Origin of the sequence: Paucidesulfovibrio longus DSM 6739 (assembly GCF_000420485.1) — a bacterium.
GTDB lineage: Bacteria > Desulfobacterota > Desulfovibrionia > Desulfovibrionales > Desulfovibrionaceae > Paucidesulfovibrio > Paucidesulfovibrio longus.
In genome coordinates, this window is the sequence record NZ_ATVA01000017.1 from 117,123 (window position 1) to 140,787 (window position 23,665).

General features: G+C 65.9%; 18 protein-coding genes. 1 reads left to right on the forward strand and 17 read right to left on the reverse strand.

Features of this window, described 5'->3' with window-relative positions; all coding sequences use genetic code 11:
* Window positions 1-23: 23 nt before the first annotated feature.
* The 14 genes from G452_RS19810 to G452_RS21580 all read right to left on the reverse strand — a co-directional run bounded on the left by G452_RS19810 (window position 24) and on the right by G452_RS21580 (window position 16,688).
* Window positions 24-1,988, reverse strand: a complete 1,965-nt coding sequence (locus G452_RS19810; RefSeq protein ID WP_022663070.1) for a hybrid sensor histidine kinase/response regulator — start codon at window positions 1,986-1,988, stop codon at window positions 24-26.
* A 39-nt stretch (window positions 1,989-2,027) separates the two neighbouring features.
* Window positions 2,028-2,486: a chemotaxis protein CheX gene (locus tag G452_RS0114960; protein ID WP_022663071.1), complete on the reverse strand. Its 459-nt coding sequence runs from the start codon at window positions 2,484-2,486 to the stop codon at window positions 2,028-2,030.
* A gap of 27 nt (window positions 2,487-2,513) precedes the next feature.
* Window positions 2,514-2,933 carry a chemotaxis protein CheX gene (locus tag G452_RS0114965; protein WP_022663072.1) on the reverse strand — a complete coding sequence of 140 codons (420 nt, stop codon included), beginning with the start codon at window positions 2,931-2,933 and terminating at the stop codon, window positions 2,514-2,516.
* The gene (locus G452_RS0114970; protein WP_051142077.1) at window positions 2,927-3,319 is read right to left on the reverse strand and encodes a response regulator; all 393 of its coding nucleotides are present in this window, start codon (window positions 3,317-3,319) and stop codon (window positions 2,927-2,929) included. Before G452_RS0114970 ends, G452_RS0114965 begins: the two co-directional genes overlap by 7 nt.
* A gap of 28 nt (window positions 3,320-3,347) precedes the next feature.
* Window positions 3,348-3,836, reverse strand: coding sequence for a chemotaxis protein CheD (locus G452_RS0114975; RefSeq protein ID WP_022663074.1), 489 nt, complete (start codon window positions 3,834-3,836; stop codon window positions 3,348-3,350).
* Entirely contained in the window at window positions 3,836-4,894 is a 1,059-nt protein-coding gene (locus tag G452_RS0114980) for a protein-glutamate methylesterase/protein-glutamine glutaminase (protein WP_022663075.1), read from the reverse strand. Before G452_RS0114980 ends, G452_RS0114975 begins: the two co-directional genes overlap by 1 nt.
* Entirely contained in the window at window positions 4,894-5,721 is an 828-nt protein-coding gene (locus G452_RS0114985) for a CheR family methyltransferase (RefSeq protein ID WP_022663076.1), read from the reverse strand. Before G452_RS0114985 ends, G452_RS0114980 begins: the two co-directional genes overlap by 1 nt.
* A gap of 45 nt (window positions 5,722-5,766) precedes the next feature.
* On the reverse strand, window positions 5,767-6,273 hold the full coding sequence (locus tag G452_RS0114990) for a chemotaxis protein CheD (RefSeq protein ID WP_027189307.1): 507 nt from the start codon (window positions 6,271-6,273) through the stop codon (window positions 5,767-5,769).
* Between the two features lie 54 nt (window positions 6,274-6,327).
* A complete protein-coding gene (locus G452_RS19815) occupies window positions 6,328-8,541 on the reverse strand; it encodes a methyl-accepting chemotaxis protein (protein ID WP_022663078.1) in 2,214 nt (737 codons plus the stop codon).
* A 56-nt stretch (window positions 8,542-8,597) separates the two neighbouring features.
* Window positions 8,598-10,757: a methyl-accepting chemotaxis protein gene (locus G452_RS20825; RefSeq protein ID WP_022663079.1), complete on the reverse strand. Its 2,160-nt coding sequence runs from the start codon at window positions 10,755-10,757 to the stop codon at window positions 8,598-8,600.
* Between the two features lie 44 nt (window positions 10,758-10,801).
* Window positions 10,802-11,299, reverse strand: a complete 498-nt coding sequence (locus G452_RS0115005; protein WP_022663080.1) for a chemotaxis protein CheW — start codon at window positions 11,297-11,299, stop codon at window positions 10,802-10,804.
* 39 nt (window positions 11,300-11,338) lie between these two features.
* Window positions 11,339-13,933 carry a chemotaxis protein CheA gene (locus tag G452_RS19825; RefSeq protein ID WP_022663081.1) on the reverse strand — a complete coding sequence of 865 codons (2,595 nt, stop codon included), beginning with the start codon at window positions 13,931-13,933 and terminating at the stop codon, window positions 11,339-11,341.
* Entirely contained in the window at window positions 13,923-14,672 is a 750-nt protein-coding gene (locus tag G452_RS0115015; RefSeq protein WP_022663082.1) for an ATP-binding protein, read from the reverse strand. The genes G452_RS19825 and G452_RS0115015 overlap by 11 nt, the downstream gene beginning before the upstream one ends.
* A 306-nt stretch (window positions 14,673-14,978) precedes the next feature.
* A complete protein-coding gene (locus G452_RS21580; RefSeq protein WP_022663083.1) occupies window positions 14,979-16,688 on the reverse strand; it encodes a sigma-54 dependent transcriptional regulator in 1,710 nt (569 codons plus the stop codon).
* A gap of 205 nt (window positions 16,689-16,893) precedes the next feature.
* Between G452_RS21580 and G452_RS0115025 the strand changes: the two genes are divergently transcribed.
* A complete protein-coding gene (locus G452_RS0115025; protein WP_022663084.1) occupies window positions 16,894-18,240 on the forward strand; it encodes a pyrimidine/purine nucleotide monophosphate nucleosidase domain-containing protein in 1,347 nt (448 codons plus the stop codon).
* Window positions 18,241-18,288: 48 nt separating this feature from the next.
* Here the strand turns inward: G452_RS0115025 and G452_RS0115030 are convergent, their stop codons facing one another.
* The 3 genes from G452_RS0115030 to G452_RS0115040 are packed head-to-tail and all read right to left on the reverse strand — an operon-like array spanning window position 18,289 to window position 23,483.
* Window positions 18,289-20,454: an ABC transporter substrate-binding protein gene (locus G452_RS0115030; RefSeq protein WP_162141316.1), complete on the reverse strand. Its 2,166-nt coding sequence runs from the start codon at window positions 20,452-20,454 to the stop codon at window positions 18,289-18,291.
* Window positions 20,441-22,225, reverse strand: coding sequence for a 6-hydroxymethylpterin diphosphokinase MptE-like protein (locus G452_RS0115035; protein WP_022663086.1), 1,785 nt, complete (start codon window positions 22,223-22,225; stop codon window positions 20,441-20,443). Before G452_RS0115035 ends, G452_RS0115030 begins: the two co-directional genes overlap by 14 nt.
* Window positions 22,226-22,271: 46 nt before the next feature.
* Window positions 22,272-23,483, reverse strand: coding sequence for a CDP-glycerol glycerophosphotransferase family protein (locus tag G452_RS0115040; RefSeq protein WP_022663087.1), 1,212 nt, complete (start codon window positions 23,481-23,483; stop codon window positions 22,272-22,274).
* Window positions 23,484-23,665: the final 182 nt, after the last annotated feature.

Below are 23,665 nucleotides of genomic sequence, written 5' to 3' on the forward strand. Positions count from 1 at the left end.
TCCCGGCGGGGCCGAAGCTCCGCTCAGGTCCGCTTCTTATGGATCCGCTGAATGGCGTCGCGCAGGTGTTCGACCTCGAAGGGCTTGGCCAGATAGCCGTCCATGCCCCGCGCCATGAAGGATTCGCGCTCGCTTTCCATGGCATAGGCCGTCACCGCGATCACGGGCAGGCTGCGCGGAACGCTGGCGATCTCGCCCTTGCGGATGGCGTCGAGCACCTCCAGGCCGTTGACCTTGGGCATCTGGATGTCCAGCAGCACCAGGTCGATGCCGCCCTTGGCCAGAGCCTCCAGTGCAAGCTCTCCGTCCTCGGCCTCGATGACGCGGTGGCCGAGCTTTTCCAGGTAGCGGGTGACGACGAACCGGTTGGTGGCGTCGTCTTCCGCATAGAGAATGCTCAGCTTGGCTTCGCCGCCCTCGTTTGCCGCAGCGCTTCGAGCGTCGGTCTTGCGCTTCTTTCCCGGCAGGCGCAGCACCGTGGTGAAGAAAAAGCTGCTGCCCTCGCCGAGCGCGCTCTCGACCCAAAGCCGTCCGCCGAGCATCTCCACGAGCTGCCGGGCGATGGACAGGCCGAGGCCGGTGCCCCCGTAGGCCTTGGTCATGCAGTCCTCGGCCAGGGTGAAGCTCTCGAAGATCTCCTTCTGCTTGTCCTGGGCTATGCCGATGCCGGTGTCCTGCACCGTGAAGAGCACCACCACGGCGCCCTCGGAAAGCTCGTCCGCGCCCCGGCGGTGGCGGCTGGCCAGGGAGACGCGCACCTTGACCGTGCCCTTGTCCGTGAACTTGACCGCGTTGGACAGCAGGTTGGAAAGCACCTGGGCCAGCCGGGTCGGGTCGCCTTCGACCTCGTCCGGCACGGATTCGGCCACTTCCCAGGAAAACTTCAAATGCTTCAGCCGGAACGCGGTATGGCGGTTCTCGCAGATGGAATTCACCAGATCGCGCAGGCGGAAGGGGCGGCGCTCCAGGCGCACGGCGCGGGCCTCGATGCTGGAAAGCTCCAGGATGTCCTCCACCACGCTGAGCAGCTTGGTGGACGCTTCCCGCGACATTTCCAGATATTTGCGCTGATCCGTGTTCAGGCCGGTGCGCAGCAGAAGGTCGGTCATGCCCACGATGCCGTTGATGGGGGTGCGCAGTTCGTGGCTCATGTTCGCCAGGAACTGGCTCTTGGCCCTGTCCGCGACCTCGGCCGCCTCCTTGGCGCGGGCCAGCTCCTGCTCGCGCAGCACGCGCTCGGTCACATCCTCGGCCGTGCCCGCCTCGCGGGCGTTGCCGCCCGTGGAGAGCACGGGGTAGCTCCGGCCGGAAACCCAGCGCATGGTCCCGTCCGGGCGGCTGACCCGGTATTCCACGACCTGGGGCTTGCCGTCCGGGCCAAGGCTGAGGCTCAGGGCGTTGCGGACTTTTTCGCGGTCGTCAGGATGGATGGCGTCGAAAAAAAGATTGGGGTCGTTCAGCACGTCTTCGACCGGAACACCCCAGATCTGGCTGAAGGCCGGGCTGAGGTAGATGAACCCGTTGGGCGAGCCGAGCCAGAACACGCTGCTGATGGACTCGGCCATCTGCCGGAAGCGTTCCTCGGCCTCGCGGCGGCGGCGCATCTGCGCGAACTCGCGCAGTGCCCGGCGGGCGATGTGCGGCATGTCCAGGAACGTGTCCGCCGACTTGACGACATAGTCCAGGGCGCCGGCCTTGAGCGCCTCGACCGCGACCTGCTCGTTGCCCTGGCTCGTCATCAGGATCAGGGGATAGCGGGGTTCCTCGCGATTGGGCGGAAGGATCTCGATGCCGTTGCCGTCGGGCAGCAGCCAGTCCGCGATGATCAGGTCCGGCACGCTCTCGTCGAGGGCGGCGCGGGCCTTTTCCACCGTGTCGGCCACGCGCAGCTCGAAGCGCGTCACCTCGCGGGAGAAGGCCTCCAGTATCAGCTCCGCATGCGCGCTTTCGTCTTCGATCAGCAGAATGTTGACGGGCTGCTCTTCCATGCCCTCCTCCCGCGCTGCTCTCCCTTGTTCTCTCATGCGCTATTCCACGCAGAATTCCACGGTGAAGGAGCCGTCCGGAGTGGTGAAGGGGATGGCCATGATCGGCGCGCTCGTGATGTGCTGGATGGTGTGGTTGTCGCCCATGACCACCGTGGGGGTTCCGCTCTGCAGGTTGACTCCCTGCTTGTCGATGGCGGCTCTGGCCTGCCCCGAGACCATGTTCGTAATCTCGCCCACGGCGTCCTTGACGTCCCGCAGGATGTCGCCGATGTCCGGTCCGAGCATGCTCTTGACCACGGCTATGGCGCAGGCCTTCTCAAAGGAGATGGAGATGGATCCGGTCATGTCCCCGGTGATGCCGATGATCCCGGTCACGTCGCCCTTGGCCACCTGGCCCTTCTTGACGTAGGGCTTGCCCGGCTGCGGATCCACTCCGGCCATGGTTGAAAGAACGTCTTGCGCGGCCTTGATGACGGCCTTGGCCATTTCCATGTCCATCCGGATTCCCCTTTGGCCGATGCGGGCCTAGCCCGAACAGCTTTCCAGTCCCTTGACCATGACCACGAACCCGCCCTCGTCGGTGACGTAGAGCGTGGGCTCGCTGCCCTTGGGCGGCCAGCCCGTGCCGTTTTCGGGCACGCTGAGCCGGAAGGGCGTCTGCGGCGGCAGCAGGGCGCTCATGACCCGGCCGGCCACGGTGTTGACCACCTCGGCCAGGGTGTCCCAGAGGGTCTGCTCGCGGATGCGCTCCTGCTCTCCGAAGATGGCCTGGGCCACGTGTTCCAGCAGGTTTCGCTCGAAGGCGAGGGTCACGGAGCCTTCGCAGGGTTCGAGCACGCGGACTTTGGACCAGAGGAAGTCGGATTCCCTGGACTCCACGAAAAACATCTCCTCCATGGTCGCGTTGACCGCCGAGTTCACGGCCTGCTTCACGTTCATCACCATGCGGCACCTCCTTTCGCAGGAAGCAGGGGCGCGAGCGCTTCGGCCAGCATGGCCGGATTGACCGGCTTGGGCAGCACGGCGAAAGCGCCCAGCTCAATGAGTTCCCGCGCGTTGGCATCGTTCTTGGCACTTGAGATGACGAGCACCGGCATGTCGCGGTACTCCTCCTCCTGCTTGAGCCGCTTGAGCAGGTCCAGCCCGCCCATGACCGGCATGGTCAGGTCCGTGACCAGCAGGTCCGGCGGTCCCCACTCCAGCAGCTCCAGCGCTTCGAGCCCGTTGGCGGCTTCGAGAAATTCGGCTCCGGCCAGACCGGCGATCTCCAGGCAGCGCTTGATCACCATGCGCGCCGTTGCGGAGTCGTCTGCTATGATCACCCGTTCCATCATCGTCCCCCAATGCTCGCGTGCCCTGCTACAAATACCAGGATTCCCTGCCCGCCGAAGCGATGGTCACTCTGCCCGTGTCCACCTCGAGGCTGACCGTGCGGCTGATGCTGCCCGCCACGTCCTCCGCGACGGGGCCGAGCTTATATTGCCATAATATTTTCTTTATTGCCAGCACGTTGCGTTTTCCGATATTGAATACTTCGTTATGGTCCATGACCTTGGCGCCCCCGGCCAGCTTGACGATCATGCCGTGGCCGTTCTTGGCGGCCCCTTCCTTCTCCATGGCCTGGAAAAGCACGGGGATTCCCGTATCCGCGAAATAGGCCGGACGCTCCTTGGCGCGGTCCGGCTGGATGCTGGAATCGGGAAGCGCGATATGGGCCATGCCCACCGTGCGCGTCCTGGGGTCGAGCAGGATCACCGCCACGCACGAGCCCAGGGCGTAGGTCTTGATGACCTCTCCAGGCTTTCGCGATGCGCCGTGATCCCCCACTCCGAGCGTGATCACTCCCATTAGCCCCCCATCTTGCCGAGCAGGTTCAACGTCTCCTGCGCGATGTTGCCGAGCGGAACGAGCCGTTCGGCCCCTCCGCGCGCATAGGCTTCCTTGGGCATTCCGAAGACCACGCAGGTGGCCTCGTCCTGGGCCAGGGTCCGCGCCCCGGCGTCGCGCATGATCTTCATGGCGTCGGCTCCGTCCGCGCCCATGCCCGTGAGCATCACGCCCACGGCGTTGGCTCCGGCGTGCTCGGCAACGGACTTGAACAGCTCCTCCACCGAAGGGCAGTGGCCGTTGACCAGGGGACCGGGCTTGCAGCGGACCTGATAGATGCCGCCGGAGCGGACCAGGCGCATGTGCATGCCGCCCGGAGCGATGAGCACCCGGCCCGGCATGACCCGGTCGCCGTCCGCGGCTTCCTTGGCTTCCATGTTGCAGAGCGTGTTCATGCGCTCGGAAAACATCCGCGTGAAGCCCGCGGGCATGTGCTGCACGATGACCACGCCCGGCGTGGTCACCGGGAAGGCCGTGATGACCTCGCGGATGGCCTCGGTGCCGCCCGTGGACGCGCCGATGGCGATGACCTTGTCCGTGGTGCCGGAAAGAGCGCGCCCCTGGATCGAGCGCGGCTTGAAATCGGAACGCTTGTGCTTCCAGTGCGAAACATTGGCCGTGGAGGCGATCTTGATCTTGGTCCGCAGCTCCGTGAGCATGCTGTTCAGGCCGGAGGCCATGTCCGAGGTGGGCTTGGTGACGAAGTCCACGGCCCCCGCGTCCAGGCAGTCCAGGGTGATCTGCTTGCCCCGCTCCGTCAGCGAGCTGACCATGACCACGGGCAGCGGGAACTGGGGCATGAGCTTGCGCAGAAACTCCAGCCCGTCCATGCGCGGCATTTCCACGTCCAGGGTGACCACGTCCGGCCTGAGCTGCACGATCTTGTCGCGCGCGACGTAGGGATCAGGAGCGGTGCCGACCACTTCTATTCCAGGATCCATGGACAGCCCGCGCTCCAGAACGCTGCGCACCAGCGCGGAATCATCCACCACCAGAACCTTGATCACTCGTCTCTCCATTAAACCACCTTCCGGTACACGGCGGGCATGACGTACTCGAAGGGGCAGTCGTCGCGCCCCAGGGTTTCCGAATGTCCGATGAAGAAATACCCGCCGGGCTGCATGAATTCGTGAAACATCTTCGCCAGTCTGCTTCGGGTGACCTGATCGAAATAGATCATCACGTTGCGGCAGAAGACGATGTGGAACTTGCCCTTGAAGGGCCACCGGGTGCTCATGAGGTTGAAGCGCCGATAGATCACGTCCCGCTTCAGCTCTTCGCGCACGGCCCACTGGTCCGGGCCGAGGCGCTGGAAATACTTGTTGCGCAGGCCGGGCGGCGTGTGCGTCATGCGCTCGTCCGGGTAGAGGGCGCGCTGCGCCGTGGCCAGGGCCTGCGTGGAGATGTCCGTGGCCAGCATCCCGGCCTGCCACTGCGGATATTGCGACCCGAAGAACTCGCGCAGGACCATGGCCAGGGTGTACGGCTCCTCGCCCGTGGCCGCCGCCGCGCACCACAGGCGCAAGTCCTTCTTGCCGGAGCGGGCGATGCGCTCGGTGATCTCCGGCAGAACCGTGGAATGCAGGTAGTCGAAATGGGCTTTTTCGCGGAAGAAGAAGGTGTGGTTCGTGGATATGCGGTTGATCAGCTCTTCCACGGCCTTGCCGGACTTGTCCGCGCGAACGTAATTATAATATTCGGCGAAGGAGGAAAACCCCTCGCGGGAGAGCACCTTCTGCAGACGTCCGACCACCAGGGCCCGCTTCTGGTCCGTGAGGTTGATCCCGGCATACTCATAGATGAAGTCGCGGAGATCCTTGAATTCCTTTTCCGTCAGCTGATACATTCGCCGCCTCTTCCTCTGCTCTTGTGTGCGGATTCGTCCGCCCCGCTATTGCGGGTACCAGTCCGAAGCGCGGATGCGTTCCACCTTGGCCAGGACGACCTCTCCGGTTCCCGTATTGAAGACCACCTTGCGTCCGCGCGTGCCGCCCACGTCCCGCTGCACGCCCCGGATGCGGAGCTTCTCCAGAATCTCCAGGCCGACCTTGACGTTGTCCTCGCCCAGCCCTTCCCGAAAGCCCTCGACCTTCCTGTTGCTGGCGCCGCCGAAAAGGTGCGTTTCCAGGTCCGCCGGGGACGAGCCCGAATCCAGCAGCATGCGCACCAGGGTCACGATGGCGGGCGCGGCGTACATGGCCGTGGATCTCCCGCCGGGCTCGCGATAGGGCCGGGCGTAGTGGGTCATGCCGCCCCGCCTGCGGCGGCGGTCCCAGACCGCGACCACGGCTCCGGAGCCGACCACGGCGCAGATTTTCGCCGCCTTGGAAGGCAGGCAGATGCACCCGGCTCCGAGCATGAACTCATTGGCAACGACCTGCCGCCCGTCGTCATCCATGGCGCTTCCCGTTTCGGGAAGGCCCGTTGAAACGAGCCTCCCCATGTTGCCGTCTTAATACTTCCCGAACTCCTCGTCCAGCGAGATGGCCTCTTCCGCGTCCACGTAGCGATCATTTTCGGGATCGGCAAGCTCCGTGCCCGGCAACGCGCGCCTTGCAGCGCCTTGCGCCGCGCCCGGAAGCGGCCTGGGCCCGTTTTCTTGCGCGAGCCGGAAGCGGGCCACGATCTCGCGCAGCGTCTCGGCCTGGGCCGAGAGCTGTTCCGCAGCCGAGGCGGTCTGCTCCGCTGTGGCCGTGCTGCGCTGGGTCACGGCCTCGACCTGGTGCAGTCCCTCGTTGACCTGGCCCACGCCCTCGGCCTGTTCATTGGACGCGGCCGCGATTTCCTGGACGAGATCCGCCGCCTTGGTCACGTTGCCCACGATTTCCGAGAGCGATTCCGCGGTCTCCTGGGCGATTCTGCCGCCGACCTTGACCCGGTCCGCCGAGCCTTCTATGAGCTGCGCGGTTTCCTGGGCGGCCTTGGCGCTGCGCCCGGCCAGGCTGCGGACCTCCTCGGCCACCACGGCGAAGCCCTTGCCGTGGCTGCCCGCGCGGGCCGCCTCCACCGCCGCGTTCAGCGCCAGCAGGTTGGTCTGGAAGGCGATTTCGTCGATGACCTTGATGATCTTGCCGATGGCCTGGCTCGACTCGCTGATGGCGCTCATGGCCTCGGTGAGCCGCTCCATGTGCTCCTCTCCCTGGCCCGCCGCGCTCTTGGCCTGGCCCGTGAGCCGACTGGCCTGGGAGGCGTTCTCGGCGTTGGCCTTGGTCTGCGAGCTGATCTCGGTCAGGGAACTGGTGATTTCCTCCAGGGAGGAAGCCTGCTCCGTGGCGCCCTGGGACATGGCCTGGCTCGAATCCGAAACCTCTCCCGAACCGGCGGCCACCTGGGAGGCCGCGTCCTGGATGCTGCGCATGGCCTCGTTCAGGGACACGACCATGCTCTTCAGAGCCTTGCCGAGCACGTCCTTTTCCGAGGCGACCTCGATGCGCACGGTCAGGTCCCCCGCCGCCACCCGTTCGGCCGCGCCGGTCTTGGCCCGGAAGTAGTCCACCAACGCAGCGAAGGATCGCCCGGCCTCGCCCAGCTCGTCCTTGCGCTTCAGCAGCCTGCCGCGCTCGGCGCGGTCCAGCTCGGCCATCTCCACGTCGCCGCGCGCGGTCAGTTCCGCGCTGCGCGAGATGAAGCGGATGGGCTTGGCGATGAGCCCGGCCAGCCACCAGACCAGCGCCGTGGCGACCGCCAGCAGGCCCAGGCCCACCCAGATCATCTTCCAGGCCATGCTCCAGGCCTTGGTCCGCACCGAGGCGTCGTCCGCCAGCAGGTTCACGGACCAGGGACGTCCCGTTGCGCCGATGTGCACGGGCACGAAGACCTCGAACTGCGAGCCCTGGTATTCGCTGATGACCTCCCCGGCCTGAAGCCGGGGAAGATCCTCGGCGATGTCGGGATGCAGCGCCTCCGCGCTTTTGCCCGTCAGCTCCGGTCGTCCCGTGACCCCGGCGAAGGTGCCGTTGTAGGAGATGATCGCGAGCAGCCCGGTATGGTCGAACACTTTGGCGTTCTGGGCCATCTCGTGCATCTGGTCCAGGGTCACGTCCACGCCCACGATGCCCTGGAAAACGCCGCCCACCATGATCGGGGCGGTTATGGAAACCAGGAGGACGTCCTTGCCCTGGGCCTTGAACGGGATCGGGTCCACCACCACGGGCTTGCCCGTGCGCTTCGGAATCAGGTAGTAGCCGCCCTCCGTCTCGTCGTCGTAGCCGTAGAGAGGCTCTCCGGCCACGCTGCCGCCCATGCGGTTCCAATAGGCCATGAACCGGCCCGTCTGGTCATGGTATTCGGCGTTGCGGTAGAGGGCGTCCGCGCCGTCGAAGGCGTCGGGTTCCCAGAGCGTGTACACGCCCTGGAATTGGGGGTTGCGCTCCAGCTCGCTCTTGAGCATGGCGGAAACCTCCGCCCGGCTCACGCCGAGGTTGCCCTGCTTGATCGCGGCCAGGGCGTTGGCCAGCGTCTTGGCCGCGCCCAGAGGCTCCTGAAGCATGGACTCCACGCGGCTGGAATAGTTCTCCGCAAGGTTCATGGCCTGCTCGCGCGCTCCGTCCACCTGCCTCTCGAACATGCTCACGGAGGCGAACGTGGTCAGCACGATGCACACGCCGAAAAGCGCGGCGCTGGTCCAGAGCGCGATTTTGAACTGAATTCCGCTTGTCAGCCGCATGGAGTCCCCCCATTGCTTCGAGGCGTCACGACCCAGGATCGCCTCCGCATTCTACATTAATATCTTCCGAATTCCTCTCCATCCAGGGAGATGATTTCCTCCGGCCGCACTGTTTGCGCGCCCTCCAGGCCTCTCTGCGACCGCTGCGGCGCATCGGCGCGCTCGGACCGGCCTCCCTCGCCCTGGGGCAGCGCTTCGGGACGTCGGCTTCCGGCCTTCAGCGGCCGGGACGGCCGCGGCCCGCCGAGGGAAAATCCTTCCAAGACCCGGCGCAGGGTCGCGGCCTGGGCCGAGAGCTGCGAGGCCGCGGCGGCAGTCTGCTCCGCGCTGGCCGTGTTCTGCTGCGTGACCTGCTCGACCTGCCCCAGGCCCATGTTCACCTGGGACACGCCCTCGGCCTGCTCGCTCGAAGCGGCCGCGATCTCGGCCACGAGGTCCGCGGCGCTGCTCACGTCGCCCACGATGCGCTCCAGGGCCTCGGCGGTCTGCCGGGCGATGTCGCCTCCCGCGCGGACCCGCGCGGTCGAGCCTTCGATCAGCTCCGCGGTTTCCCGCGCGGCCTTGGCGCTGCGTCCGGCCAGGTTGCGGACCTCGTCCGCGACCACGGCGAAGCCCTTGCCGTGACTGCCCGCCCGCGCCGCCTCCACTGCCGCGTTCAGGGCCAGCAGGTTGGTCTGGAAGGCGATCTCGTCAATGACCTTGATGATCCTGCCGATGGCCTGGCTGGATTCGCCGATATCGGTCATGGCCTCGACCATGCGGCCCATGTGCTCGGCTCCCTCCTGGGCGCGCTTGCGCGCCTTGGACGCGAGCTGGTTGGCCTGGCCCGCGTTTTCCGCGTTGCTCTTGGTCTGCGAGCCGATCTCGGCCATGGAGCTGGTGATTTCCTCCAGGGACGATGCCTGCTCCGTGGCCCCCTGGGACAGGGACTGGCTCGAATCCGAGACCTGTTCCGATCCGGACGCGATTTGCAGGCTGACCTCGCGCACCTCTCCCAAGACGCCCCGCAGGCTCGCGGTCATGCGTTCCAGGGCCTGGCCGAGCTGGTCGCGCCCGGACGCGGGCACGATCTCGCGGGTCAGGTCGCCCCCGGCAACGGCCTCGGCCAATGCGGCCTTGGCGCGCTGGGCCGTGATGGTCCGGTCGAGCATGCGCACCAGATCGCCGATCTGGTCCCCCCGCGAAAGCATCCGCTCCGGCATTTCCGCTTCGAGGTCGCCCTCGCTCACGGAACGCAGGCCCTCCAGGGCCGCGCGGATGCCCAGGGTCACGCCGCGCACGATCAGCGCCGCGACCACGGTTCCCAACACCGCCGCGAGCACGAATCCGCCGACGATCAGCCAGACGGCCAGGGATTGCGTGCGCCGGGTGGCCTCCGTCTTGACCGCGACCACCTTTTCCAGGGCCGCGGCCGCGGACGCCGCCTCCTGGTTCATGGACGCGTCGATCTCGTGCAGCTTCTGCATGATCGCGACCATGCCGAGAAAGTTCTCCTCGTACTTGGCGGTTTCCACCTTCGACCCCGCAGCCAGGGCCGCCAGTTCGGGCTCGCCGAGACGTTGCTCCAGCTCGGCGCTGCGCTGCACCGCCGTCTTCACGAGCTTGGCGACCCGGTCCAGGTACTCCTGCTGCTCGCGGATGATGTAGTTCTTCTCGTGCCGCCTGGCCTGAAGATGGTCCACGAGCACGTCCGAAGCCATGCGCGCCATGCGCGCCAGTCCGGGTCCGGCCGGACCGCCGGCCGCGGCCAGGGCCCGCTCGTCCAGGGCGTCGCGCAGCTCGCCCGCGTGCTTGGACATGGCCCGCGCGGAAAGGACCATCTGCCAGTCCACCTCGGCGCGGTGCTTGTCCTCGGCCACGTATTCGTCAAAGAGCCTGCCGTAGCCGGCCACATGTTCCAGGGCCGCGTCGATGAGCCGGATCTCGGCCGGGTCGGCCCCGGCCTTCATGGCCGAAAGCCCCTTTGCGACCTGCTCCAGCACCTCGTGGCACTTGGCCACGTAGCTTTCATCGGCCGAAGTCATGTAGGTCCGCGCATTCACGCGGGCCGTGCCGATCAGCCTCGAAAGATCCGAAGCGTCCGTCGCTGTCTGGACCGCGCCCTCGATGCGGGCCATGCCCACGAAACCCGTGGCGCCCACGATGAACACAAAGAGCAGCAGAGCGGCGAACCCCGCTCCGATCTTCCATTCCAACCCGAGCTTCCTGAACAACATTGCAGCCTCCGTGCAATTTGTGGCCGCGTCGCGGCCGTTGTCGTTCAGGCCAGGGCTTCAAGCTCCTCCTCCCCGAGAAGCATGGGAACGTTCAACAGAATCTTCACGTCGTCATCGATCTTGCCCAGGCCCTGGATGTAGCGGCTGCCCTTGCCGACACCCGAAGACGGGGGCGGGGAAATCTGATCCTTGGGGATATCGGCGACCTCGTTGACCATGTCCACCACCAGGCCGATGGTCTGTTCGCCGATGCGCACGACGACCACGCAGGTGCGGTCGTCGTAGTCGCGCGGAGGCATGCGAAAGCGGGTGCGCACGTCCATGACCGGGATGACCTGCCCCCGCAGGTTGATGACCCCGCGCACGAATTCCGGCATGTCCGGCACCGAAGTGATCTTCTGGATGCCGACGATCTCGGTGACGTAGGCGATTTCCACGCCGTATTGCTCGTCGCCGAGATGAAACGTCAGATACTTGTCCTTCTGCGCGTCCTCGTCCTCGTCGAGCAGCAGCTGCGCGTTCAACATGTCCTCGTTGCCCATCTTTTCCCCCAGAGGCGCGCGTCACGCCCGTTTCGCTGTTCAGCCTTCGTTCGCCGCCGCCTCCTTGGCGCCCTTGCTCTCGGCCATGGCGATCAGCGAGCCCACGTCCAGGATCAGGCTGACCTCGCCGTTGCCGAGGATGGTGCAGCCCGAAAGGCCGCGCGCGTTGCCGAGGTAGCTCGGCAGCCCCTTGATAACGGTCTGGTGCTGGCCCAGGATCTCGTCGCAGAAGATGCAGACGTTCTTGTTTCCCGAATCCACGATGACCAGGATGCCCTTGTCCAGCTCCACCACGTCCGGCTCGGCGTTGTAGAGCTCGTGCAGCCGGACCACGGGAATCATGTCGTCCCGGACCTTGACCACTTCCTGGCCGTCCATGGTCACGGTGACCTGGTGCATGTCCGGGCGGAAGGATTCGCGGATGGAAAGCAGCGGCAGCGTGTACTGGGCCGAGCCCACGCGGATGAGCATGCCCTCGATGATGGCCAGGGTCAGCGGGATGCGCAGCAGCACCGTGGCGCCCTGCCCCTGGTTGCTCTGCACGTCCACGCGGCCCTTGAGCTTTTCCAGGTTGCGACGGACCACGTCCATGCCCACGCCCCGGCCGGAAACGTCCGTGATCTTCTCGGCGGTGGAAAAGCCCGGCTCGAAGATCATCTTGAAGACTTCGCTGTCCGGGAGGTTGCTTCCGTCGCCCTGGATCATGCCGTTGCCGATGGCCTTTTTGAGGATGCGCTCGCGGGAGAGCCCGCGGCCGTCGTCGCGCACCGCGATGAGCACCTCGCCCGCCTCGTGGCGCGCCTCGATGGTGACCACGCCCGTATCGGACTTGCCCGCGGCAAGCCGCTCTTCCGGCGGCTCCAGCCCGTGGTCCACCGAGTTGCGGATGATGTGCACCAGCGGGTCCGCGATCTGCTCGATGACGGTCTTGTCGACCTCGGTCTCCTCGCCGAGCAGCTCCAGCCGGACCTTCTTGCCCGCCTTGGTGGAAAGGTCGTGCACCAGACGGATCATCTTCCGGAAAGTGCGGGAGAGCGGGATCATGCGCACCTGCATGGCCACGTCCTGGAGATCCGCGATGATGCGGCGCAGGTTGTGCGCCGCGCGCTCGAAGCCTTCCAGGTTCAGCCCCTGGAGGTCCGGGTGGCGGGTGGTCATGCTTTCGGCGATGACCAGCTCGCCCACGAGGTTGATGAGCACGTCCAGCTTTTCCAGGTCCACGCGGATGTCGCGGCGCTCGATCTTGCTGGCCGCGGGCGCGCTCTTCGGGGCGGAGCGGGCCGCCTTGGGCTCGCGGGGCGCGCCGGCTGGGGCCTTGGCCGCGCCGCCGCCGGGCAGCAGGCCCGCCAGCTCGCCCACCAGCTCGTCCACCGGTCCCATGGTCAGCTTGCCCTCGGCGGCGATCTCCGAAAGCCCGGCCCGGAGCGTGTCCAGGCCCTTCATCAGCGTGGCCCGGTCCGACTCCCGCCGGGGCGTGGTCCCGGTCTTGAAGAAGTCGAGCACCGTCTCCATGGTGTGGCTGACGCGCTCCAGGGGCTTGAAGCCGAGCAGGCCGCAATTGCCCTTGAAGCTGTGGATCATGCGGAAGGCCTCGTTGAGGGACTCCTCGGCCCCTTCGGGCTCGTCGAAAATCTGCATCAGGGCCTGTTCGGCCGCGTCCAGCGACTCCTCGGCCTCGGTGGTGAACTGTTCGATCATCTCCTCGGTCACGGGCAGTTGCAGCTCGTCCATGATGCTTTGAGGATAATCCGACTGGGCGAAGCTTTCCTGCGGCGCGGGCGTCTCGGCCTCCGGCTGCGGAGCCGGAGCCGGGGCGGCCGCCGGGGGTTCCGGAGCCTTGGCGGCCTTGGCCCCCTGCTGCTGCGCCTCGGCCACGAGCTGCTCGCGGTCCACCACGGTCACGCGGTCCTGGGGCAGGCCCACGGCGAACTCGATGATGTCCGGCCCGATGATGGAGGAGTAGAGCAGCTCGTACCAGAGCGGCCCTTCGGGCAGGCCCTGCTTGAGGTCGGTGTCGTCCGCCTCCAGCCGCGCGTCGAGAATCTCTCCCGTGCTGGAAAGGCGCTTGATCAGCGCCAGCGGGCCTTCGCCCTTCTCGCTGGAAACCTCGGCCAGATCGTACTTGAGAACGTAGATGAACTCGTGGTTCTTGGGGATGTTGCGCAGGGTCAGCGGCGTGACCTCGAATCCGGTCTTCTGCCCGCCCTGGTCGGTGACGGCGACGTCCTCCTGGTCCTTCTGGCCGGGCACGTGCCCCTCCAGCAGGTCGCTCAGGAGCTTGTGCTCCTTGGAGATGTCCATCTCGTTGCTCACGTCGACGTTGGCCAGCAGCTCGCTGAGCTTGTCCACGCCCGCGAGCAGGCCCTCGATGATGGCGTCCGTGACCGGAACCACGCCGGAGCGCAGCGAGGAAAGCAGGGTTTCCATGATGTGGGCCAGTTCGCTGATGCTCGTGAACTGGAGGAAGCCCGCACCGCCCTTGATGGAGTGGGCGGCCCGGAAGATCTTGTCGATCATGGCCGGGTCGGGGTTTTCCTTCTGGTTGCCGAGCTGCAGGAAGTCGTCCTCGATGTTTTCAAGGTGCTCCTGGGCCTCGACCACGAATTCTTCGACGATGGAAGGATCATTCCCCATGCTGCTGCCCCTCTTCGATGACGCTGTAGATTCGGCTCAACCGCGTCAGATGAAACATTTCCCGGATGTCCCCGTTGGCGTTGACCACCTCGAGCAGGCCCTCGTCCCCGCTCTTGGCGACCATGTTGGCGAAGATGACGAAAATGGACAGGGCCACGGAGTCGATGTCCGTGACGTTGGTCAGGTCGAACCGGAAGCGGGTCAACCCCTGCTCCAGCAGCCCCACCAGCAGGGAGCGAAACGGCTCCGCCACCGAGGAGGAAAGATCCCCCGATGGGATGATCCGCCGGATTCCGTCCTCGTCCACGGTCTCGAACAGCGTGTCCCGCTTCACGGTCACATAGGCCGTGGCGCGGGTGCCCCCTTTGTCGAAGACCAGTTCGTCCGCGTAGGCGTTGACCATGGGCAGGCCTCGGTTGCGCTCCTGGTTCGGATCCTCGGAGAGCCGCAGGTCCAGGGATTCGTACTCGAAGCCGGCTCCCTGATCCTCGACCACGACCTTGAAGCGCATGGGCCCCGCGCTCTCGATGCGGACGCCGACCTTGCGTTCCTGCTCGCTCCGGTTGCCGTGCTCGATGGCGTTGTTCACGAGCTCGCGAAGAATCAGCCCCAGACCGGGCGCGCGCTCCACGCCGCACTCCTTGGCAAAGCCCCGGACATCTTCCACGAGCTGGTCCACCAGCCGCAGGTCCGACGGCAATTCGAGGCTGATCCCGTTTTCATCACGATCAATAATCATTCCTGTCACCCCTCTGCCCGGCCCGCAGCGGGCCTATCTCCATTCCTTCGTCAATGTTCCGTCGCCCTGGTCCCGAAAGCCGCCTTCGCGGCGAGTCCGGCCCCGGAGGCAACGCAAGAACGGTGCCGTTTTCGTGTCGTTTTCGCAAGCTTTCCCGCAAATATCCCCAAAAGGAAAGAGAGTACTGTTCATAATGAGAATACGAGCTTTTCCAAAAAAAGGAAACCTGATTATTGGTCCGGCCCGAACGAAGATCGCGCCGCCGCGCGAAAATCGCGCTGCGCGACCCCCTGCGCGGTCGCGGGTTCACGCAATGCCGTGCGCGCGCAGCCGATTGTAGAGGCTGCCCCGGCTGATGCCAAGAAGGCGCGCCGCCTGGGATTTGTTCCAGTTCGTCCGTTCCAGCGCGTCCAGCAACTCGCGCCGCTCGTCCTCCCCGGCCCCCGTGGCCGGACGGGTCGGCGCACGCGGCGAAAGCAGATCCCTGGGCAGATGTTCCGCGCCGATTTCGCCGCCCGGACAGAGAATGCAGGCGTGCTCCAGCGCGTGGCGCAGCTCCCGCACGTTGCCCGGCCAGGAATGGGCCTGGAGAACGCGCAGGGCCGCCGGGTCCGGGCCGGAAATGTCCTTGCCGAACGCTTGCGCGAATTCCAGCGCGAAATGTTCGGCCAATGCGGGAATGTCCTCGGCGCGCTCCCGCAGCGACGGCATGCGCACCACCATGACCTTGAGCCGATAGTACAGATCTTCGCGGAACTCGCCCCTGGCCACCTTGGCGGGCAGGTCCGCGTTGGTGGCGGCGACCACGCGCACGTCCGCCTCCAGGGTCCGGGAATCCCCGACCCGCTCGTATTCCCTGTTTTCCAGGAAGCGCAGCAGCTTCTGCTGGGTCCGCAGCGGGATGTCGCCGATCTCGTCCAGGAAGAGCGTTCCGCCCGCCGCCGCCTCGATGCGGCCGACCCTGTCGCGCACCGCCCCGGTGAACGCCCCGCGCACATGGCCGAAAAGTTCCGCGTCCAGAAGGGAGTCCGCCAGGGCCGCGCAGTTGACCTTGACCAACGGCCCCCCGGACCGCCCGCTGGCCGCGTGGATCGCGGCGGCGGCCAGCTCCTTGCCCGTGCCGGACTCGCCCGCGAGCAGCACCGAGGAATCCACTTCGCCGAGCTGCTCGATGCGTTCGTAGACCTGCTGCATGGCCGGGGCGACGCCGATCATTCCCGCAGGCCCGCGCCGCTCGCGCAGGCGCTCCTCCAGGTTCGTGAGCCGGGTGATGTCCTGCGCGAAGATGGCCAGCCGCTCGGCGGAGCCTTCCTCGCCCAGGACCGGATAATAGCTGTTCAGGTAGACCCGCCCCAGGCGCTCGTCCCGGAAGCGGACCGGTCGCCCCAGGGCGAAGGCTTCCTCGGCCTTGTCCTTGCGGCGCGCCAGCACGTCGGACGCGAGGCCCATGTCTTCCGCCCGCAGGCCCGGCATCTCGTCGAGCGGCAGGCCGATCCGCTCCGCAGCCACCCGGTTGGCGTAGATGACGATCCCCTCCCGCGTCATGAGCAGGGCGGATTCCGTGGTGGCGTTGAGCAGGGCGCGGATGTTCTCCTCGCGCGTGCGCAGCTCGCGGCGCAGGCAGGCCTCGCTGCGCAGCAGGGCGCCGTGCTCCAGCGCGCGGGCCGCGACCCGCAGCAGGGTCTCGCGCTCCACGGGCTTGGTCACGTAGTCGAACGCGCCGTGGCGCAGCGCGGCCGCGGCCGTGTCCACGGAAGGTTCGCCCGTGACCATGACCACGGGCAGAAGCGGACGAATCTCCTTGGCGCGCTCGAGCAGCTCGATGCCGGACGGGCCGCGAAGCAGGATGTCCGCGAGCACGAGGTCGAATCCGCCCTCGCCCGCTTCCTCCAGCGCGAGCAGCGCGCTCTCGCAGCCGTCCGCCTCGTGGGTTTCCAGGCCCTCCATGCGCAGCAGAAAGCCGAAAGACGAGCGGATGCCGGGTTCGTCGTCCACAATGAGCACGCGGCCCTTCACGCCGGGCCTCCGCGCCTGGGGACGCGCCCGTCCGGACGCGATATCATTCCGACCATGAACAACCTCCTGCCCGTTGCCTCCGCACCGTATCGCAATCGCCCGGCGAGCGGAAGCGCCCCGGCGCGACGAGTGCGATTGCATGCCCGGACGCCATCGGGTACTGCTTTGGCCTTGAGCCGAACCAAAACAAGGACGCAGCACCGACATGAGCACCATCGTGACCATTCCGATCATCAGCCGCCAGCTCGGCGTGACCGAGCTCACCGAACGCGAGGCCGGACGCATCCGCACGGCCCTGACCTGCGAGAGCCACCGCCTCGTGGAGATCATCGGCGCCCTGATCAACATCCATAAGAAGGACTACAACGACACCCGCGCCGTGCGCGAAAAATTCCGGCACATGCGCGTGGAGCTGCAGAAGAAGAACGGCGACTACGCCCTGATCTGCACGGGCGTGCCCCGCGACTGCCTCTACGACGGCGAGCACGTCATCGAACAGTCCGTGGAGCAGGTTTCCTCGGCCATGCGCGACATCGTCTTCCCGCCCGCGCCGAAAAACGGGCTCGGCACTTCCGAGGAACGCTCGGCCTACGTGAAGAAGTTCGTGGAGCACTCCGGCATGCTCTATCGCGGCGAGCGCGGCCTCGTGGTCTTCACCTGGGGCGGCCACCGCGTCAGCCGCGAGGAGTACGACTTCGCCAAGGTGCTGGCCTATTGGCTGGGCCTGTTCATGCCGGACATGGAGAACATCACGGGCTGCGGCGACGGCATCATGAAGGCCCCGTTCAAGGGCGTGCAGGTGGCCTACGGCAAGCAGCGCACCTTCAAGCGCTTCGGCATGCGCGACTACATCGGCTTCACCGAGCAGGGCATCCTGGCGGCCGAAGCGCCCAACGAGCTGGTCAACCGGCTGGTGGTCTTCCCCACCATCGAGCAGCGCATGGAGGCGTTCATCCGCGCGTCGCACCGGGGGCGCGCCCACCCCGGCGGCCCCGGCACCATCGAGGAGATCATGACCATGCTGGCCCTGCTCTCCAACCCGGAAAACCAGAACATCCCCTTCTCCTTCGAGATGGTCGAGGAGACGGGCGGGGTCTATTTCAAGGAATTGGACGAATATCTGCGGATCTGCTTCAAGGACGCCCTGGACGGGCTTTACGATGTCTTCTGCTGCGAGCCCCAGACCTATGCCCGGCACGTGGCCGAAACCACGCGCAAGCTGCCCATGCGCTACCTCTGGAACGACGACTTCCATTTCGAGGAGCGGCTGCAAACCCCCTTCGAGGTCAGCTTCGAGAGCATGGAGGCGCTCGACCTCTCCCGCAACCAGGAAGCCTGCTCCCTGCTCATCAATCTGCGGCGATTCTTCTCCGCCGTGGTCCACCTCAGCGTCAAGGATCCGGACATGCTCGACTCCTGGGGCGACGAGCGCCCCCTGATCCGGGGCGACAGGGACATCCTCCGGGCCACGGACGACCTGGTCAAGAAGCTGGAACGCCAGGGCCGCATCCACCCCGAAAAGAAATACGCCACCCCGTACAGGGTGGCGTAGAGCGCGCGGACGGCGCGGACGGGGCAAGAAAGGGCGGCAAAGCCTGCGTCAGCATCCGAAGCTGAGCCAGACTCCCCCGGCGCACATGAGCAGCGGCTGGAGCGCGAGCTGCACCCGGCGCATGGCAATCCCGGCCCGGGCGAGGCCGCGCTTTTCGCATATCCGGACCAGGATGGTCGGCAGCACCACGGCAAGAATCGAAACATAGGCCAATAGGAACGTCTTGTCGTAGATCGTGGCGATTCCCGAGGAGGGTTTGGCGACGGTGAAGTAGAGGGCGACGACGGCCAGCAGACAGACCGCCTGGATCTCCACCCGCGAGGAGGCCTCGGAGGAAACGAAGATCGACAGGTAGGCCAGCAGAAGAATGATCGCCAGCGGCACCACTGTCTTGAGAAGAAAATCCACCGGCAGCCTCTTCAGACGCCAATGGAACACGTAGCGCGTGTTTCCCGCCTGGACCAGCCGGTCCGTGGAAAGATCAACGTCCGAGATGTGTTCCGTTTCCGTGCCGACCAGACTGTCCACAACCTTCCAGCCCTCCGCGCTGAACTCCTCATCCAGCGCATGCCCGTTCGCGGGCTGCACCTCCAAAGGCAGTTCGGGATCGGGAGAGCGCAGTCCGATGCCGATCTCCTGCACGTCAAAGGGATACGCGGCCAGACGGGGCGTGAAGCTGAATCTTGCGAAGACCTTGTAGCGGCTTCGATACAGGGGGATTTCCCCCCCCAGCTTCCTGTTGGTTTCAAGAGGAACGGAATCCAGCAGCGGACGGTTCGTCTCCGGACTTCTGGCGACGTTGGAAAAATCGAGAATATCCAAAAGATCCAGGGCCAGAGGCTCCGCGCACTGCAAGGAGACGTTCACCTCCGCGTCGAACGTGCCGGTGCTGACGTTGACGTCCCTGACGTTCGCCACATCCATATGAACGTACTTGGTGAAGCTGCGCCGGACCTGCCCCCCGACCAGAACGTACTGCACGGGGTAGAGCTTGACCTGGAGGCTGCCGGGCGCCTTCCAGAGCAGCGAAGGCACGTCGTCCAGCGCTCCTTCCCGCGTATAGGCCCAGTCCCGCGTCCATCCACGGTAATATCCCTTCCCGTCCTGCAGTTCCGCCATGCCCCTCAGGATCGCTTCGCGCGGGGACGCTTCCCCGCTGCGGCTGCCGACCCTCCACGCATGCGCGGTCACGCCGACGAGGTCGCCATATTCCATGCCTCGAAGCACGTAGTCGTCCTGCACTCCGTGCCGACGGATTTCCCTGACGAAGCGCTCGCGTGAACGAAGGTATTCCAGGGACATGATGTCGTCGCCGCGCATCTGCAATCGCAGCAGGGACACGTCCGGCCGGATGCGCTCGTCAAGCTTGCCCAACATCGAGATCATGTCCGAATACGTCGGCATCAGCGGACACGAAACCCCCTTCTGATGCAACAACGCGAGGAGTTCGCTGGTATCGGAGCTTCCGTATCCGCTGACGATAATCGGCCGCCTTGCAGCGGCGATCCGGTCGCGCAAGAATTCCCAAGTCTGCGTTCCCCCGTTCCAGTCGTTGATCAGGGCTTGGAATCCATAGGGCGCATCCGTGCGCGCAGCCAAATTTCCGGCGATGGCATTCCCGAAGACGTTACCCTTGTCCCCGGCGTAGAGGACCACGTCGAACCCGCCGTCGTCCAGGAACGCTTCGAGTATCGTCATGTTCGCGCCCTCGCCGGGATCGGCGGTGAACACGTTCGGACGCCCGCGGTAGAGCCTTTCCAGCGAAAAATTGCCTGCGATCCACGGAATCCCGGACCGCCCCACCACGTCGATAATCTTGTCGGCGCTTGTGGAACTCGATCCGCAGGCAAGGGCGATGACCTGCGGGTCGGCCGCTGCCCGCTCGACCTGCTCGCGGAAGTCCGGATCTTTGGGGGAAAGGAATCGATACGTGACGGGCACTCCGCCCAGGCCCCCGGCCCGGTTGATCTCGTCCTTTCGAAGTTCGAGGAACAGCCGCGTCGAGCGTCCAAAAGGCGTGTCCGAACGTTCCATGGTGCCGATGACGCCTATCTGATACGGCTCCGGGCCCTGCCAGAAACCCTGCCGGAACAGGATCCCGGCCAGCAGAAGTCCGAGCAGCAGCGGCGCAGCGAGCCGCAGCCAGCGCGGGCCAGGGAGCCGAGGCAGGGACTCGAAGCTCAACCGCACAGGAAAGCCTTCATTTCCGGGCATCCCGGCTGCCGACCGCCGGGCCCAGCGCGCGCAGGTCAATGACCTTGTCGTCCGGAGCCAGTTCCCAGAAATGGGCATGGCGCTCCATGGCCTTCGGCGAAACCAGCACGAGCTCGGCGTCGGCCAGCAGATGCGGCAGGTGGCGGTCGTCAAAAAAGTCGTCCTGATCCCCGCGGTGACCCAGGATCGCGCTCCGGCGAACCGCCAAGACGCAGCCCGGAATCAGACGCTCCAGCAGTACTCGCAGCTGCTGCTCCTCGTCCTGGGCGCAGAGCAGCAGCAGCGGCGCTTTCTTGGCGGTCAGGAGGTGCGCCAGCGTGAATTTGCGGGCATCCGCGTAGGCGTCGCGCCAGGCGACCAACAGCCGCTCCGCGCTGCGCAGGGGATCGTTGAGCCTGTGCCAGCAGGCGCCGCGCATGTTCGAAAGCACCCGGACCATGGGATCGTCCATGATGGTCTTGCGGCTGGCGGGATCGACCCGCTTGAGCGTGAAGAGGTCGATGTATGCGCGCAGGCCGCGCTCGTTGTCGTGCAGGAAGGTCCAGAGCGACTTGAGGTCGATGGGCTCGCGCACGGCCAGGGCGCGGTCCAGGCCTGCCAGCAGGCCGGCGCGGTCCAGGGGAGGCTGGGCCAGAACCTCATCCAAGGCCGACGGGGGAAATTCCTTTTCCGGGAGCAGGGTGGCCTCGCTGAGCGTATAAAAGCTTGCCCCGGTCGCGGCGGAGATTTCCGCAGCGGCCTCCCCGGCCTTGAGCGCGGCCGCGATAAAGCCTATCGAGGAATGCACGAGCCGATTGTCGCGACGGCCGAGCTCCACGCTCATGCCGTCCTGCGTGTAGGCCCGCACGTCCCTATCTCCGGCCTCTACCGCTTGGTTGTCCCCCTGCCCGACGTAGCGCTCGCCCGTGCCGGGCCAGCTCAGATCCGCACCGCTGACGTAGACCTTGGACGAGCCCAGCGCTTCGACAAGCCCAAGGCAGGCGATGAGCGAGCCCTCCACGCCGTCGCGCAGGACAAAGGAATTGGGCAGGAAGGCCTGCCCGAAGCTGGCGCGCAGGAACAGCCCGCGAAACAGCTCGGCCACGGGATGCACGTGGGCCGAGGACAGGCACACCAGCACGGTATTCTCCAGCCGGGGCACCCCTTCGTAAAACTGGCGCTGCTCCATGTTCGTGTCGTACTGGATCACGAAATCCGGCTCCACCCCGGCCTCCAGGCAGGGGCGCAGGGTCCGGGCGATGCAGATGACCAGACAGCGCTCGGCCAGCTCCGGCAGGCGCGGCAAAATTTCCTGAAGGGACGGCCCGGCCAGCAGGATCAGGGCGGGTCTGCCCGCGCCCAGGCCGCGCAGCTTGTCCGCCAGAGGGTAGCGCAGCAGCCAGGGGTAGTTGCGCAGCTGGCTCAGGCTCCTGGTCGGATCCTTGAGCGCGCCCATCAGCGAGGTCAGGGTCTGGTCCATCTCCGACATGGGTCTGCGGTGGAAAAAGGCGAGATAGACGCGGGCCAGGACATGCTTCTGGACCAGGAGCGTGGCCTGCGCCTCTTCCTTGTCCGCCTCGGCGGGAAGCACGAACAAGACCTTGCGCTCCCAGAATGCTTCGGGCAGCCGGGCGCACAGCTTGGCCGGATTGACGAATTGCAGCTTGGGAATGGAGAGGACGTGGCTGCGCGGAATCTTCGGGTCCACGTCCACCGGGCCGAGGGCGACCACGGTTTCCCCGTTCCACTCCGAAAGCGCCAGCCTGTCCGTTCGACATGCGGCAAGATTCATCCGATTCCTCTTTTACTCGCGGCCCGCAAGGACCGTCCTTCTTGTTTCAGCACGCACCGGGCGCGTATTCGCCCTGGAGCAGGTGCGCGGCGATGCGCTCGCCGGCTTTTCCATCCTGGTGCAAAAACGCCTTGTCCCGCAGCGCCCTTCGGGCCTCGGCCCACTCGTCCGCCCCGCCGGAGAGGACATGCTCCAGCGCGCGGAACAGGCTCGTCGCGTCGCGGCACTTGGGTCCGGGGCACATCTCCTCGAAGGGAAACTGGAATCCCCGGTCCACGGACATGTAGCTCTCGAAGTCGGCCCAGAAGAAGAGCACGGGCCGATCCATGAGCAAATACTCCGTGAATATGGAGGAATAGTCCGTGATCATCAAGTCCGCGAGGGGAAAAAACGGGTAGATGTCGCTGTCCGCGTTGCAAATGGTCACGTGCGGGGGCAGGTGGCCGATGCGCACGGGCACGCGGCCGTGGGGCTTGATCAGCAGGTGCGCGCCGCGCTTGCCGAAATAATCCGCGAAACGCTCGAAATCGAGCGCGTCCTGTGTCAGTGGATTGACGTCCGTGTCCCGGAACGTGGGCGCGAAAAGCACCACCGGGCCTTTCTTGCGGGCCTTGACCACGGCGGTGTAGGCCTCGCGGTCGCAGCCGACCATGCTCCAGGCGTCCAGCGGCCGGAAGAGCACGTCCGTGCGCGGGTAGCCCAGGGAGACGAATTCCCTGGCGTGCATGGACTTGCGGAAGACCTCGTCCGTGTAGAACGGCGAGGTGGAAACGATCAGGTCGTAGTCGCTGTGGTCCTCGATCAGGGTCTGGTCCTTGCCGGCGAGCACGGACGCGCCCGCGAGCTGGAATCCGATCTTCTTGTTGCCGACCCCGTGCCAGAGCTGGACCTGCCGCGCCCCCTCGATGAGCGGATAGTAGAGATGGTTGCGGAAGCTGATGGCCTCGACCACCACGGTCCCGGCGCGGGGAAGGATGTCCACGGCCTCGGGCGAGGGATGGAAGACCACGGGCAGCTTGGCCGCGCGCAGCTCCTTGTAGTCGGCCTTCTCCTGGGTCAGATACCAGCACTCCAGCTCGGGGTGGTGCTTCAGGAAATGCAGGAAGAGGTATTTCGTGTTTCCGGCGAAACCGCCGCGTCCGCGTCCGATGAACACGTAGACGCGCTTCGACTTGGGCGTGCGGTTGCCCACGATCGTATACTGCGCCCTGATCTTGACGTATTTTCGCAAATACTCGTCGAGCCCTTCGTTCCCCATCGCTTCCCCTCCGGCCGGGCGCGCCCCAGGCCCGCGCCCCGCTTGTCGGTTAATTGTCCGTTCCGGCGGAGCGTTGCACAGGGCGTGCCGCGCTGTCCAGAAAGCGGGGCCGGGAAAACGACGACGCCTCCAAAAAGCCGCCCCCGTGCGCGGCACAGGAGCGGCTCGCCTGCCGCGGGCCG

Bases quoted from the DNA above. Each gene is read 5' to 3' on its own strand.
- G452_RS19810 (WP_022663070.1), bottom strand. From the start codon at position 1,988: ATGGAAGAGCAGCCCGTCAACATTCTGCTGATCGAAGACGAAAGCGCG.
- G452_RS0114960 (WP_022663071.1), bottom strand. From the start codon at position 2,486: ATGGACATGGAAATGGCCAAGGCCGTCATCAAGGCCGCGCAAGACGTT.
- G452_RS0114965 (WP_022663072.1), bottom strand. From the start codon at position 2,933: ATGGTGATGAACGTGAAGCAGGCCGTGAACTCGGCGGTCAACGCGACC.
- G452_RS0114970 (WP_051142077.1), bottom strand. From the start codon at position 3,319: ATGGAACGGGTGATCATAGCAGACGACTCCGCAACGGCGCGCATGGTG.
- G452_RS0114975 (WP_022663074.1), bottom strand. From the start codon at position 3,836: ATGGGAGTGATCACGCTCGGAGTGGGGGATCACGGCGCATCGCGAAAG.
- G452_RS0114980 (WP_022663075.1), bottom strand. From the start codon at position 4,894: ATGGAGAGACGAGTGATCAAGGTTCTGGTGGTGGATGATTCCGCGCTG.
- G452_RS0114985 (WP_022663076.1), bottom strand. From the start codon at position 5,721: ATGTATCAGCTGACGGAAAAGGAATTCAAGGATCTCCGCGACTTCATC.
- G452_RS0114990 (WP_027189307.1), bottom strand. From the start codon at position 6,273: ATGGATGACGACGGGCGGCAGGTCGTTGCCAATGAGTTCATGCTCGGA.
- G452_RS19815 (WP_022663078.1), bottom strand. From the start codon at position 8,541: ATGCGGCTGACAAGCGGAATTCAGTTCAAAATCGCGCTCTGGACCAGC.
- G452_RS20825 (WP_022663079.1), bottom strand. From the start codon at position 10,757: ATGTTGTTCAGGAAGCTCGGGTTGGAATGGAAGATCGGAGCGGGGTTC.
- G452_RS0115005 (WP_022663080.1), bottom strand. From the start codon at position 11,299: ATGGGCAACGAGGACATGTTGAACGCGCAGCTGCTGCTCGACGAGGAC.
- G452_RS19825 (WP_022663081.1), bottom strand. From the start codon at position 13,933: ATGGGGAATGATCCTTCCATCGTCGAAGAATTCGTGGTCGAGGCCCAG.
- G452_RS0115015 (WP_022663082.1), bottom strand. From the start codon at position 14,672: ATGATTATTGATCGTGATGAAAACGGGATCAGCCTCGAATTGCCGTCG.
- G452_RS0115025 (WP_022663084.1), top strand. From the start codon at position 16,894: ATGAGCACCATCGTGACCATTCCGATCATCAGCCGCCAGCTCGGCGTG.
- G452_RS0115030 (WP_162141316.1), bottom strand. From the start codon at position 20,454: ATGCCCGGAAATGAAGGCTTTCCTGTGCGGTTGAGCTTCGAGTCCCTG.
- G452_RS0115035 (WP_022663086.1), bottom strand. From the start codon at position 22,225: ATGAATCTTGCCGCATGTCGAACGGACAGGCTGGCGCTTTCGGAGTGG.
- G452_RS0115040 (WP_022663087.1), bottom strand. From the start codon at position 23,483: ATGGGGAACGAAGGGCTCGACGAGTATTTGCGAAAATACGTCAAGATC.